The sequence below is a fragment of the Methylovirgula sp. genome, assembly GCF_037200945.1.
Taxonomy (GTDB): Bacteria; Pseudomonadota; Alphaproteobacteria; order Rhizobiales; family Beijerinckiaceae; genus Methylovirgula.
The window spans coordinates 1,616,172-1,628,839 of record NZ_JBBCGP010000001.1; the positions used below are offsets into that span (position 1 = coordinate 1,616,172).

The 12,668-nt window shown below is 60.2% G+C and carries 12 protein-coding genes; 8 read left to right on the forward strand and 4 right to left on the reverse strand.

The genetic code is table 11. The annotated features are described in order from the left end of the window. The first annotated feature begins 39 nt into the window (after positions 1 to 39). Together WDN02_RS07890 and WDN02_RS07895 are read left to right on the forward strand one after the other, a co-directional pair. Positions 40 to 435 (forward strand): nuclear transport factor 2 family protein, encoded by a 396-nt coding sequence (locus tag WDN02_RS07890; RefSeq protein ID WP_337292964.1) that lies wholly within the window; start codon positions 40 to 42, stop codon positions 433 to 435. A gap of 31 nt (positions 436 to 466) precedes the next feature. Continuing rightward, on the forward strand, positions 467 to 1,237 hold the full coding sequence (locus WDN02_RS07895; RefSeq protein ID WP_337292965.1) for an SDR family oxidoreductase: 771 nt from the start codon (positions 467 to 469) through the stop codon (positions 1,235 to 1,237). Between the two features lie 61 nt (positions 1,238 to 1,298). Here WDN02_RS07895 and WDN02_RS07900 read toward each other — a convergent pair whose 3' ends face one another. Both WDN02_RS07900 and WDN02_RS07905 read right to left on the reverse strand, forming a co-directional pair. After that, positions 1,299 to 2,480, reverse strand: a complete 1,182-nt coding sequence (locus WDN02_RS07900; protein WP_337292966.1) for an efflux RND transporter periplasmic adaptor subunit — start codon at positions 2,478 to 2,480, stop codon at positions 1,299 to 1,301. Continuing rightward, the gene (locus WDN02_RS07905) at positions 2,473 to 5,655 is read right to left on the reverse strand and encodes an efflux RND transporter permease subunit (RefSeq protein WP_337292967.1); all 3,183 of its coding nucleotides are present in this window, start codon (positions 5,653 to 5,655) and stop codon (positions 2,473 to 2,475) included. Before WDN02_RS07905 ends, WDN02_RS07900 begins: the two co-directional genes overlap by 8 nt. A 220-nt stretch (positions 5,656 to 5,875) precedes the next feature. On the opposite strand from WDN02_RS07905, the gene WDN02_RS07910 reads away from it, so the two are divergent. Then, entirely contained in the window at positions 5,876 to 6,463 is a 588-nt protein-coding gene (locus WDN02_RS07910) for a TetR/AcrR family transcriptional regulator (protein WP_337292968.1), read from the forward strand. Positions 6,464 to 6,482: 19 nt separating this feature from the next. On the opposite strand, the gene oxlT is transcribed toward WDN02_RS07910, so the two are convergent. Then, a complete protein-coding gene (gene oxlT, locus WDN02_RS07915; RefSeq protein ID WP_337292969.1) occupies positions 6,483 to 7,754 on the reverse strand; it encodes an oxalate/formate MFS antiporter in 1,272 nt (423 codons plus the stop codon). A gap of 64 nt (positions 7,755 to 7,818) precedes the next feature. Further along, on the reverse strand, positions 7,819 to 9,390 hold the full coding sequence (locus WDN02_RS07920; protein WP_337294893.1) for a gamma-glutamyltransferase: 1,572 nt from the start codon (positions 9,388 to 9,390) through the stop codon (positions 7,819 to 7,821). 266 nt (positions 9,391 to 9,656) lie between these two features. Between WDN02_RS07920 and WDN02_RS07925 the strand changes: the two genes are divergently transcribed. The 5 genes from WDN02_RS07925 (at position 9,657) to WDN02_RS07945 (ending at position 12,661) form a co-directional block, all read left to right on the forward strand. Then, positions 9,657 to 10,604 carry a metallophosphoesterase gene (locus WDN02_RS07925; protein WP_337294894.1) on the forward strand — a complete coding sequence of 316 codons (948 nt, stop codon included), beginning with the start codon at positions 9,657 to 9,659 and terminating at the stop codon, positions 10,602 to 10,604. Positions 10,605 to 10,624: 20 nt separating this feature from the next. Then, the gene (locus WDN02_RS07930) at positions 10,625 to 10,948 is read left to right on the forward strand and encodes a cupredoxin family copper-binding protein (protein ID WP_337292970.1); all 324 of its coding nucleotides are present in this window, start codon (positions 10,625 to 10,627) and stop codon (positions 10,946 to 10,948) included. A gap of 28 nt (positions 10,949 to 10,976) precedes the next feature. Next, positions 10,977 to 11,522, forward strand: a complete 546-nt coding sequence (locus WDN02_RS07935) for a sigma-70 family RNA polymerase sigma factor (RefSeq protein ID WP_337292971.1) — start codon at positions 10,977 to 10,979, stop codon at positions 11,520 to 11,522. Next, positions 11,519 to 12,301, forward strand: a complete 783-nt coding sequence (locus WDN02_RS07940; RefSeq protein WP_337292972.1) for an anti-sigma factor — start codon at positions 11,519 to 11,521, stop codon at positions 12,299 to 12,301. Before WDN02_RS07935 ends, WDN02_RS07940 begins: the two co-directional genes overlap by 4 nt. Before the next feature lie 132 nt (positions 12,302 to 12,433). After that, complete coding sequence (locus WDN02_RS07945) at positions 12,434 to 12,661, forward strand: hypothetical protein (protein WP_337292973.1); 228 nt, start codon at positions 12,434 to 12,436, stop codon at positions 12,659 to 12,661. Positions 12,662 to 12,668: the final 7 nt, after the last annotated feature.

A 12,668-nucleotide genomic window follows, 5' to 3' on the forward strand; every position in this document is an offset into this window, starting at 1 on the left:
CGCATTCATTCGCCGAAACTCACCTTAGGAGATTCTGAAATGACGACCGTTCCCTCAGATGTGGTTCGTGCGCTCTATGCCACTCTCAACCGGGGCGATGTCCCGGCCTTTCTCGGGCTGCTGGACGAGGAGGTAGCCTGGACCGAACAGGAGGGCTTCCCATACTACACGGGGCCCTGGCATGGGCCGCAGGCCGTGCTCAAAGGCCTGGTCCTGCGATTGGCGCAGGATTGGGACAATTTCGCCGCGACGGCTGACGATTTCATTACCGAAGGCGACCGGGTCGTCTCCTTCGGTGCCTATTCTGGCATCTACAAGGCGACTGGCAAGCATATGCGGGCGACCTTTGCCCATCGTTGGGAGATGCGCGACGGCAAGATCACCCGCTTCGACATGTTCACCGACACGCTATTGATCGATCGGGCGCTGCATTGACGGCATCAGCTAGCTTCCAAGGAGACTTGCCATGTCAAAGTCAGTTGCCATTGTCACCGGCGCCAGCCAAGGCATCGGTCAATCCACGGCCATCCGGCTTGCGCGCGATTTCTCGGCATTGGTCCTCGTCGCACGAAACCGCGCCAATCTGGAAAAGACGGCAGAAGCGGTGCGGGCAGCTGGCGCCGAAACGCTGATCATCGAAAAGGATCTCGCCGAACCCGCCGCCGCGCAGGCCGTGGTCGATCAGACGCTCGCCGCTCTCGGCCGTATCGACGCGCTCCTCAATATCGCCGGCGCGGTGCCGCAGATCGATCTCTTCGAGATGACCGACGAACAATGGGACGCTGGCGCCGCGCTGAAACTCCATGGCGCCCGGCGGCTGACGATCGCCGCTTGGCCGGCTTTGAAGGAGGCGAAAGGTTCCGTCGTGTTGATGTCGGGAAATTCGGCTCTGTTCCCGAAGGCGCCTTATGCTGCGGTGGGAACGATCAACGCCGCGATTGTCGCGTTAGCGAAGGCGTTTTCGGATCGCGGCATCACCGACGGCGTGCAGGTCAATAGTGTCTTGCCGGGTGCCGTGATGACGGGTCGCCGGCGTTCGTATCTCCAGCATTGGGCGCCGCTGCATGATCTGACGGTCGAGGAGGCGACGGCCAACTTTCCGAAGGAGGCCGGAATCGCGCGATATGGCGAACCCGAGGAGATCGCCGAGCTGATGGCGTTTCTTGTATCCCCCGGCGCGCGCTGGATGACCGGCTCGACGCTGCGCATGGATGGCGGAGAAGTCAAATCGATCTGAACGCGCAAGGCGCAAGCTTTAGTTTCCTGCGTCTGAATGCATTATGCGGCCGGACTATTTCTCAATTCGCCGCGACATGAACCGCGCCGCCGTCCCGGAGCGCCACCGGTGGGTTGAGGATCACGGTTTCGCCGCCAGTCAGGCCCTGGCCGATTTCGACCTCGGCGCCGTAGTCGCGAACGATCTTCACCGGAACAAGCTGGACGTGACCTTTCTTGACCACGGCGACACGCAGGCCATCGGCATCATAGATCAACGCATTCGCGTCGAGACGAACATGCGGCTTCGCCGAGACAAGATCGAAGTGAACCCGCACATAAGTGCCGATCGTCAGGACATTCTGCGGGTTGTCGATATCGACTTCGGCGAGCAGGGTTCGCGATGTCGCGTCCAGCGCCTGCGCGGTTCGCGCGACGACAGCGGTAAATGTGCGGCCCGGCATCTCGGGCACCGAGATCGACGCGGAGACGCCGTTTTTCAGGCCCTCGGCCATGTCCTGCGGGACATAAACTTGCACGCGCACCTTGTCGGTTCGCGCGACGCTGAACATCGGCTGTGCCGAGGTCGTATCGGCACTGACAAGATCACCGACCTCGACATTGCGGGCGGTGACGACGCCCGCGAACGGCGCGATGACCGTCAGATAGCTGCGCTTTTGAGTGATCGCCGCGAGCGAGGCTTGCGCGGCGTGGACATCGGCAACGCGGGCCGCTTCCGTCAAACGATCCTGGTCATATTGCTGGCCTGTGACCCATCCGCGACCGACGAGAGCGCCGGAGCGCGCCGCCGTCGCATGCGCGAGATCGAGGTTGGCCTTGGCTTGCAGTAACGCCGCCTGTGCCTGGCTCACTTGCTGATCAAGCTCAGGTGAGTGGATGATCGCGAGCACATCGCCCTTCTTTACCTGCGTCCCGATATCGGCGAAGCGTTGCGAAATATAGCCTGAGGCGCGTGCGAGAATCGTCGACGTCTCGAAAGATTCAATGCTCCCCGGCAAGTCGAGCGCGATGCCGCCCTTCAATTGATGCGCCGTCACAATTCGCACGCTCGGAACCATAGAGAGACGTGAATCCGTCGCGGCTTCAGCGATCGAGTCCGTCGAGATGTGGTGCCCCACACCAAAGCTGAGACCGCCGACCATGACGATCAGGGCGATCCAGCCGGCCGAACGCAATCCGCCGCGTGCCTTCGGCGCGTGTTGTTGCGCGATTCTGAAATCTTCGGCGGGCTCGGGCTTAGACATTGGCAAAATCCTCCATCAGCCGGCCTTCGCGCTTGCGCAGGCGGCTATAAAGCCAGGGAACAAGAAAGAGCGTCGCAACCGTGCCGAACATCAGGCCGCCGATCACGGCGCGGCCGAGCGGCGCGTTCTGTTCGCCGCCGTCACCGAGACCGAGCGCCATCGGAATCATGCCGACGATCATGGCGAGCGCGGTCATCATGATCGGCCGCAGCCGCGTACGGCCAGCCATGACGGCCGCGTCGCTGGCCGAAAGCCCGAAAGCGCGCTGCTCTTTGGCAAAGGTGACAAGCAGGATGGAATTGGCCGATGCGACGCCGACGCTCATGATCGCACCCATCAAGCTTGGCACGCTCAGACTGGTGCCGGTCGCGAACAGCATGAACATGATGCCGACCATCGCGCCCGGCAGACCAAGCACGACGACGAATGGATCGACAAACGACTGGAAATTCACCGCCATCAGCAGATAGACGACGACTGCCGCGACAAGGAGCCCAATGCCCATGTGGACGAAGGCAGATTGCATGCTCTCGATCTGCCCTTCGACGACGATCTGATTGCCTGGGCTAAGCTGCGCGCGATATTTGGCAACGATGGCGTCGATATCCGTCGCAATGCGGCCGAGATCGCGACCTTCGACATTGGCGTAAATGTCGAAGGTCGGTTGAATATTGGAATGGCTCGTGACGGTCTGCGCCGCGTCGCGCCCGAAGGCCGCGACATTACCCAGAAGTGTCGGAACAGTGCCCGCCACTGATCCGCCGCGTGTACCAACGAGCGTACCGCTGACATCGCTAAGCGATGCGAGCTTATATTGCGGCACCTGCACGGCCACCGGATATTGAATGCCGGTATTCGGATCGACCCAGAAGTTCGGCGTCACTGTGTTGCTCGACGCCACGGAAACCATGACGTTATCGGCGACGCTCTGCATATCGAGGCCAAGGTCCTGGGCACGCTGGCGGTCGATCGCGACGGTCAATTCCGGCGCATCGACGATCTGGTGCAGATGCGCGTCCGCCACGCCCACGACATGTTTGATCTCATCTAGCATCGCCTGGACGATGCGCAGATTGTTCCCCTTGTCATAGCCGACAACGCGGACGTCGATCGGCGCGGGCAGGCCGAAATTCAAAATCTGCGTGACGATATCACCGGGCTGGAAATAAAAGATCATATCCGGAAATTCCCGCGCAAGCACGTCGCGCAGCTTTTTGATATAGGCCGCGGTCGGCTTGTGGCCCTCTTTCAACGAGACAAGGATCTGGCCGTCGTTGCCGCCGACGGTGGTGCCGTCATCGAAGGGTAGGGCGTAGCGAAACGGCACGCCAATATCGTCAATGAGGAGTTCGCGCTCGGAATCCGGAATGACACGGCGAATGACGTTCTCGACATTCTCGAAAATATGTTCGGTCGTCTCGATGCGCGTGCCGGACGGCGCACGAACGTGAAGCTTGAATTCGCCGGCGTCGACCGCCGGGAAGAAATCGCGCCCGATCTGCGTGTACAGGACAGCGCCGATCGCTAAGACAGCCACGGCGGCCACCGGAACCTTCCAGTTGCTTTCGATCAGCTTTTCCAACGTCACCGAATAATTGTCGCGCAGCCGCTCGAAACGAGCTTCGAAGCCACGCGAAAAGCGGGTGAAAATCGAGGGCTGGCGGCCATCGTCATGCGCTTCGTCGCCATGATGTTCGCCAGACAGCAGCAAGCCGGCCATGATCGGCACGAGCGTTCGCGACAGGATGTACGAGGCAAGCATCGCGAAGACGACCGCGAGCGCCATGGGCGTGAAGAGGAATTTGGACGGGCCGACGAGAAATTCGACCGACACAAAAACGGCCGAGATCGCCAGCGTCGAAACAAGGGTCGGCAGCGCGATACCTGCGGCGCCATGCAGCGTCGCCTCCGGCAGCTTTTCGCCAAGCTGGCGCAGCCGGTGAATGTTCTCGATCGTCACCGTCGCATCGTCAACGAGAATGCCGACGGCAAGAGCAAGACCGCCGAGCGTCATGATGTTCAGCGTCTCGCCAATGGCCGAGAGAATGGCAATCGATGACAGGATCGAAAGAGGAATCGAGACGGCGACAATGAGCGTCGAGCGCCAGCTCGAGAGAAACAGCAGAATCATCGCCGAAGTGAGGAGCGCAGCGATCGTTGCCTCGACGGCAACACCGGTGATCGCCGAGCGCACGAAAATCGATTGATCGAACAATTCCTCGATCTTCATGCCGGGCGGCGCGGCGGCGCGGCTGACCGGCAGAACGTCATTCTTCACCCGGTCGACGACGTCGAGCGTCGAGGCATTACCGGCTTTCAGGATGGAGAGAAGAACGGAGCGGCGGCCTTCGCTACGCACGATATTCTGCTGGATGGCATAGCCGTCGCGGACCTCAGCCACATCCTTGATGCGGATCAGCGCGCCATTGACCTTCTTGATCGGCACGTCATCAAGAATGGAAACGGCGTCGGCGAGACTGTTGATGCGGACATCGTAATCCTTGTCCCCGAATTTCACGTCGCCCATCGGCAACGAGAGATTCTGCGCATTGATCGCGTTGGAGACGTCCAACGGCGTGATGCCCTTGGCCGCCAGCGCGGCGGGGTCGATATCGACCATCACCTGGCGGATGCGCCCGCCATAGGGCGGCGGCAGCATCGTGCCGGGGATTGGCGCAAGCTGTTGGCGGATGCGATAGACGCCGTAATCGTAAAGCTCGGATTCCGAGAGCCGGTCGGAACTCAGCGCCAATTGCAAGACGGGCACGGTCGAGGCGCTATATTGCATGATGATCGGCGGCTGAGCGCCGGGGGGCAGAAAGGCGCGGATCGAATTCGTCGCCGAGACGACCTGGCTCATCGCCAGATCGACATTCACATCCGGCTGGAAATAGATCTTCTCGACGACGAGGCCGGGAATCGTCTGGCTCTCGATCGTGCGGATGTCGTTGACGAAGAAGCTGATCGAGAATTCCGAATAGGTCGTGATCCGCTTTTCGGTCTCGTTATTGTTCAGGCCGTCGTAGTACCAGACGACCGTCACGACCGGGATGTTGATGTTCGGAAAAATATCGGTCGGCGTCCGCAGAATGGCCGAGAGGCCGAGAAGCAGGATCGCAATGCCCAGGACAAGGAACGTGTACGGGCGATGCAGGGCCAGGCGGACGATGTTCATAAAGCAAATTCCACTTTCCGCCCGGAGACGCCCCGAAGCGGCGCCTGACGGCGGCGATCACAATTATGTAGGGAACCCTACAATTATATGCTGCATTGCGCCATATCAAGTTCCGGTGTTTCTCCCAGCGATATGAGAAGGGCGCGTGACGTTCGCCGCCTAGACAGGGCGCACCACCGGCATTATTTATCGATCAATAAAAAAGGTCAACGAGGCCGACGTGGCATTAGGACGTCCTAGGGCTTTTGATGCCGACGAAGCGCTCGGGAAGGCACTCAAGGTCTTCCAGCGCAAGGGTTATGAGGGTTCGTCGATTGCGGACCTCACCGAGGCTATGGGCATCAATCCGCCAAGCCTCTACGCAGCTTTCGGCAGCAAGGAAGAGTTGTTCCGTCGCGCGGTCGACCGTTATGTGGGCATTCGCGAAGACTTTTCGCATGAAGCCCTGAATGCGCCGACGGCGCGCGAGGTCGTCGAGCGCTTATTGCGCGGGACCGCCGACCAGCTCACCGATCCGCAAAGCCCCCCCGGCTGTCTGCTTGTGCAGGGCGCCCTCTCCTGCGGCGACGCGGCCGAGCCCGTAAAAAAAGAGCTTTGCTTCCGTCGCGTGGCTGAGGAAGTCGCGCTGCGTCATAGACTCGAGCGGGCGCTGGAGGACGGCGATTTGCCGAAACGCTTGGATGTCGCCGGATTGGCGCGTTACATCGCCACCGTGAGCCAGGGCATGGCGGTGCAAGCCGCGGGCACCGCGACGCGCGCCGACTTGCACACTGTCGTCAATGCGGTGATGCAAACCTGGCCGAGCTAGAGCCGCAGGAACTGCGCAGCTAACCAATGCGCCGCGCGAGAAAACGGGCCCTAGCCGGCTTCAACGCGAGAAGTGCGAGAAGTGCGGTGCAGAAATCGAGCGCAATCGCGCAGCCGAAAACAGGAATCCAGCTTTTGGCGTGCTGATGCAGCAGGGCGGCCAGTGGGCCGCCGAAGATCGAGCCAATCCCGAACGAGATATAAAGCCAGCCGTAGTTTGTGGTCGCGTGACGCGTGCCGAACGTGTCCGTCAATGTTGACGGAAACAGGGAGAAAATTTCGCCCCAGCCGAAGAAGACAAGCCCAGACAGCAGCACGAACAAAATCGCGTCGTGACGCGTGAGGAGCCAAAGCGTCATTGCCGCGCCTTCGAGTGCGAAGGCGATGAACATTGTGTTCTCGCGGCCGAGACGATCCGAAACCCAGCCGAACAACGGCCGTGTCAGACCGTTGGCGAACCGGTCAATAGTCAACGCCAGCGGTACTGCGGCAAGACCGAAGACGAGCACTTTGGCGACACCGAAGTCCGCGGCGAAAATCGCCATCTGCGACGTGACCATCAGGCCCGAGGTCGCCATCATCGTCATCATGGCGAACATCAGCCAGAAGAGCGGCGTCTTGAGCATGTCGGCGGGGCGCATGTCGCGCGGCCCACCGAGCGCGAGCAAGTCCGCGTTGGCGGTCGTGTCGAATTGCGGCGCGCGTAAACCTTGTGCGGCGGCAAAGCCAACAATGGCGAAAATCGTTCCGTAAAGCCGCAACGTCGCATCAAGCCCGTGCGCTGCGAGTGACGCGGAAATCGGAAAGGTCGAGACGATCGCGCCCATGCCGTAGCCGGCTGCGACCGCGCCAGCGGCAAAGCCGCGCCGATCCGGAAACCAGCGCACCATCAGCCCGACGACGCCCACATAGACGATGCCGGTGCCGAGGCCGCCCAGGCAACCGTAGGTCAGGTAAAGCAGCAGCGTGCTATGCGCGTAAGATGCGAGAACCCAGCTCAGACCCGCAAGCAACGTCCCGATCGAGATCAGCAGACGCGGCCCGAAGCGGTCGATCAACGCGCCCTGGAATGGCGAGAAAAACGCCTGCAACAGCACGAGCAACGTGAACGTTACCTGCACACTCGGCAACATGATACCGAGCTTCGCCATCAAAGGTTTGGTCAGTAGCGTCCAGACATATTGCGGGCTCGAAATCGTCATCATGCAGATGATGCCGAGGGCGAGTTGAATCCATCGGCCTGTGACCGCGGATGCCGTGGTTCCGCTAAACGAATCTGTCTGAGATGTCATAATTGTTTCCTGATCGCATCAACGTGGGCGAACTGTGCGCGATCCGGAATCCAATGCATCATTCTTACCAACCGGCGGCAGCGCCGTCGCTGCGCGGATCGTAACCACCTTCAAATGTGCCATCCGGATAGCGGATGATTGCGCCGGCGTGGCCCATGGCTTCGTCATAGGCCGACATGCTCTCGACTTCGTGACCGCGGGCGCGCAAAGCCTCAAAGGTCGCGTCCGGGAAACGTGCCTCAAGTTTGAGCGTATCGCTTGCCCGGCCCCAAGTCCGGCCGAGCAGCCAACGCGGCGCGCTGACGGCCGATTGTGGGTCCCAGCCAAATTTGGCGATGCGCGAGAAGACGGCGCTTTGCGATTGCGGCTGGCCGTCGCCACCCATCGCGCCATAAACGATCGTGCGGCCGTCGTTAAAGCGCGCCAGCGGCGGGTTCAATGTATGGAAGGGGCGGCGGCCCGGGGCGAGGGCGTTGCGGACATTGGGGTCGAGCGAAAAGCTGCAACCGCGATTCTGCCAATTGATTCCGGAGTTCGGCAACACGATGCCGCTACCGAATTCATGATAGACACTTTGGATGAAGCTCACGGCGACGCCATTGCCGTCGATCACGCCGAGCCAGACAGTGTCGGCGGGATCGGCGCCGCGCGGCCAGGGCAATGCCTTCGACATTGAGACTTTCGCCACCATGGCATCGAGCTTATCCGACGCCAGGAACGTCTGCGGATCGACATCCATATAATCGGGGTCGGTGATGTGGCGGTCGCGGACGCCGAAGGCAAGCTTCGTCGATTCGACACAGGCATGCACATAGTCCGGTCCGAGCGGATCCATGTCGTCGTGCAGAAGCCGGTCGAGCAGGCCAACGATAATCTCGGACACAAGGCCCTGCGTCGGCGGTGGCATATTGTAGACCGCGCCGAGCGAATGCTTCAGTTCGAGAGGCTCGCGCTGTCGTGCGTGGTAGCCGTTCAAATCGTCGAGGCTCAGCGGACTTCCGAGCGCTTGCAGATCGGCAGCGATGGAGCGGGCAAGATCGCCGCGATAGAAATCGTCAAGGCCCGCATGCGCCAGGCGTTCGAGCGTTTGCGCCAAGCGCTTTTGCTTGAACAAGGCGCCGACTTTCGGCGGTTGAGCGTCCGCGCCGAAATAAGTCCCGGCGAAGCCGGGCACATCGGCGAGTTCGTCGGCTTTGCTCGCTGTGTTTTGCGCCTGGCTGCGCGTAACCGGAAAGCCGTCCGACGCATAGGCGATGGCATCGGCCAGAAGACGTTTGAGGGGCAGGTGACCGCCGAGCGTTTGCCGGGACCAATCGAGGGCGAGTTCCCAGCCGCTGACGGTTCCGGCGATCGTGTTCGCCGCGAGCGCGCCACGAAACGGGATCGCGCTGAGGTTCTGCGCACGATAAAACTCGATCGAAGCCGCGGCCGCCGCCCCGCCGCAGGCTTCGATGCCGATGGGTGCGGCGCCGGGCGCCGCGATGAGCCAGAAGCCGTCACCGCCGATGCCGTTCATATGCGGATAGGCGACCGCGATCGTGGCGGCCGCCGCGACCATCGCTTCGACCGCATTGCCGCCATCGCGCAAAACCGAAAGCGCGCTTTGCGCGGCAAGCGCACACGGCGCCACAGCCATTCCACGCGGCGCACGCATCGAACTCAAAAACTCAGCAGACACGATCTTCTTTCCTCATGGATAATTCGGCTGCGTCTCTCGCACAAACGGCGCGAGTAAGCGAGAGATGTGCCAGCGGTGAGACGCACGGCGCGTGGCGCGCGAATTCACTATTTGGTGATGTCGGCCGATCGATTTCGCGCAGCAAGCGCGGAAAAATTCAAATGCGCGGGAATAAAACGCCGAAGGCCGGAGTCTCATCATCGGACAGCAAGGAGATTGCCACGATGCGAGACGAAGATCAGCCTCACGACCCCTCCCGCCGCCATGCCCTTGAATGCATGGTTTGGGCCGGCACCGGCGTTCTCTGGACGGTTTCAGGCGGGGTGCCGAAATCGCTTGGGCTACTCGGCACGGCCGAAGCGGCGGAAGCGTCGCAAAGTCCCTTCACTTTCATGCAGATATCCGACAGCCACATCGGGTTCAACAAGGCGGCCAATCCGCATGCGATCGATACTTTGAAGGAGGCAATCGGCAAGGTGAAGGCGCTGCCGGTCAAGCCAGCGTTTATGATCCACACCGGCGACATCACCCATTTATCGCTGGCGTCTCAATTCGATGACGCCGCGCAGATCATCGGCGAAACCGGTCTTGAGACGCATTACGTGCCCGGTGAACATGATCTCATCGACGACAACAATGGCAAGCTCTATGCGGATCGCTACGGCGCGGGCAAGCACGGTGCGGGCTGGTATTCCTTCGATGATCACGGCGTCCACTTCATTGGCTTGGTCAACGTCGTCAATCTGAAAGCTGGCGGTCTCGGCAACCTCGGACCGGATCAGCTTGCGTGGGTCGCCGATGACTTGAAAGACAAGTCAAATTCGACACCAATCGTCGTTTTCGCGCATATCCCGCTCTGGACAGTCTATGCGGATTGGGGATGGGGAACGGACGACGGCGCGCAGGTTCTGCAATTGCTTCGCCGCTTCGGTTCGGTGACCGTCCTGAACGGCCATATTCACCAGATCATCCAAAAAGTCGAAGGCCACATAACCTTCCATACGGCGCGCTCGACGGCGTTTCTGCAGCCGGCGCCTGGCAAGGCCCCCGCGCCCGGACCAATGAAGGTGCCAGACGACCAATTGCGCAAAGTGCTCGGCATAACGCGCGTTTCCGTGAGTCTCGGAACAGAGCCACTCGCAATCACCGATAAGACGTTGGCTGACAATTGAGTGTGCGAGAGGATTGCGTCATGAGAATCAAACAGGTTTTATTTATCATTGCGTTGGCTGTTGCCGGCTATGGTGACGCTTCAGCGTCGTCGAATGTCGTAACCGTGGCGATATCGAACTTCACGTTCCAGCCGACTGATCTTAAGGTGAAAGTTGGAACCACGGTCAATTTCAAGAACGAAGACGATATTCCGCATAGGGTCGCGGCGACAGACGGAAGCTTTTATTCCAAGGCACTTGACACCGACGATGTAGCGCACGTCACCTTTAACAAACCCGGCGTATTTCCTTATTTCTGTACGTTACATCCACACATGCAAGGCAAGATTATCGTTACGCGTTGAGCGTGTCTGCGCCAGGTTGTTTTAGGGCATGAACTTGAATGCAAGCGAACAATCTGCCGAACTGTTTCGGCAAATCGTTGTGCCGCATCTTCCCGATGCGTTGGCGCTTGCACGTTGGTTGACCGGCAGCGTGCATGACGCCGAGGATGTCGTGCAAGAGGCCTCTATCCGCGCTTTCAAGGCGATCGAGTCCTATGAAGGGCGCGGTCCGCGCCCGTGGCTCCTGAGCATCGTGCGCAACACCTGCTTTACGTGGCTCGCGAAGAACAGGCCGAAGGAAATCGTTCTGGCTGGCACGTCGGTGGAGATGGACGAGACGGAGATTGGTTTGCAGGAGGATCCCCGGCTCGATCCAGAGGCAGATCTCATCAGAAAGGCAGACATGGCCGCGATCGAATCGGCGGTCGGTGTGCTGCCGCGAATTTATCGGGAAGTGCTGATTCTCCACGACATCAATGACCTGAGCTACAAAGAAATCGCTGCAATGCTGTCGATCTCGATCGGAACCGTCATGTCGCGGCTGTCGCGCGCGCGCGGGCAGATTGCCGCCCACATTGAACAGGCTGCGTCATGACAGAGGTCTCATCCTCGGAATATCTGCTGCTGCACGCTTTGGCCGATGGCGAATTGGATGCCGCGGCAGCCATGTCGTTGGAGGCGCGGCTCGCGGCCGATCCGGTGCTCGCCGCCGAATATGCGCGCATCCTCGCGGTGAAAGAGCGCACGAAGGCTCTGGGAAAGCCGACTGTCTCGCCCGATTTCGCCGCGCGCATTGCCGCCATTACCTCTGACGCCAAATCCACATCCGCGCGACCACAGGCGCGGATTTTATCCTTTGATCATCCGAGCTGGCGTGCGCTCGCCGCCTCCGTCGTGCTGACGGCCTTCGCCGCCAGCGGCGGAACATATTTGCTCTCATCAGCGCCGCATTATGACTTCTCGGTAGAAGACCAGGTGGCAAATGACCATCATCGTAGCCTGCTTGCGACGAGTCCGATCGATGTTGTGTCCACGGATCGGCACACGGTGAAGCCCTGGCTCGATCAGAAGCTTGGTATGTCACCGCCGACGGCGGACCTTTCCGCGGCGGGTTTTCCGCTTGTCGGAGGCCGTGTCGATGTCGTCGCGGGCGACGCTGTCCCGACACTCGTTTATGGGCGCCGGAAGCATTTGATTTCGGTTGTTGCGATCCCGCTCAAGGGCGACGGGATGCAAAGCGTCGAGCCGGTTTCCAAGACGGTCGATGGTTACAACATGGTCGACTGGACGGGGAACGGTTTTAAATATCTTGCCGTCTCCGATCTCGATCCGGCCGAACTCAGAAGCTTCGTCGACGATTTCAGAAAACAATAAAAGCAGCGCCGTCTTTCGGCGCACGAAAAAGTTGCTTCTGCCGGAATAAAACAGCGAAAGCGCGAGTCTCCTCAATAGATCGAACGGTGCGCCTCAAAAGCCGATGCCTTTCGACTATCTCAGGAGAGCGCCATGAAAAAATTCATACTTGCATTATTCATCTTCGGTGCGTCGATTGGTTTTGCGGACGCGCATCACGCTAAGCATCATCTCACTCGCGACGCATGGCAGGCCGCCGTGGCAGCTCCGCAAAAGAACTCGCAATCCTGTTCCGTCGTGGAAGGTCAGCAGCCGCGTATCAACGCCTGCGGCGAATATATTCCGAGTGTTTACGATCCGAGCCCGGTCAGCGATTATTGAGCCGTGT